Source organism: Streptomyces sp. AC550_RSS872 (genome assembly GCF_019049285.1).
Taxonomy (GTDB): Bacteria; Actinomycetota; Actinomycetes; order Streptomycetales; family Streptomycetaceae; genus Streptomyces.
Genome location: NZ_JAGMUL010000141.1, coordinates 1 through 335, shown reverse-complemented (window position 1 = coordinate 335; position 335 = coordinate 1). Strand labels below are relative to the sequence as shown.

The window sequence follows — 335 nt, the reverse complement described above, 5'->3', positions numbered from 1 at the left end:
CGCATGCCATTGAGCTGCCGCTCCACCGGGACGCCCTGCTTCTCCAGGTCGGCGATACGGCCGTCCCACACGGTGGACATCGTGACCTCCTGGCGGCTGAGCAGCACACCGGGGAGCGGGCCGCTGTCCCAGTACTTCTTGATGTCGCCCCGCAGCCGGGTCAGCACCTTGAAGGCACGGTCCACATCCAGCGGGTACAGCTTGTCCATCGGCACGCCGTCGGCCAGCAGCGCGAACTCCAGCTCCGGCAGATCACCGTCCGGGTTGCACATCGAACGGCCGCCCTGGAACGCCCCGGTGTCCCAGAAGTCCGCCCACGACTCCGGCTTCTTACC

Annotated in this window: 1 protein-coding gene; it reads right to left on the bottom strand. The window is 67.8% G+C overall.

Going from position 1 to position 335, the window contains the following annotated elements; all coding sequences use genetic code 11:
• Positions 1–335 (bottom strand): extracellular solute-binding protein (locus tag KUM44_RS36665; RefSeq protein ID WP_217214090.1); only part of this gene is annotated, 335 nt, incomplete at both ends.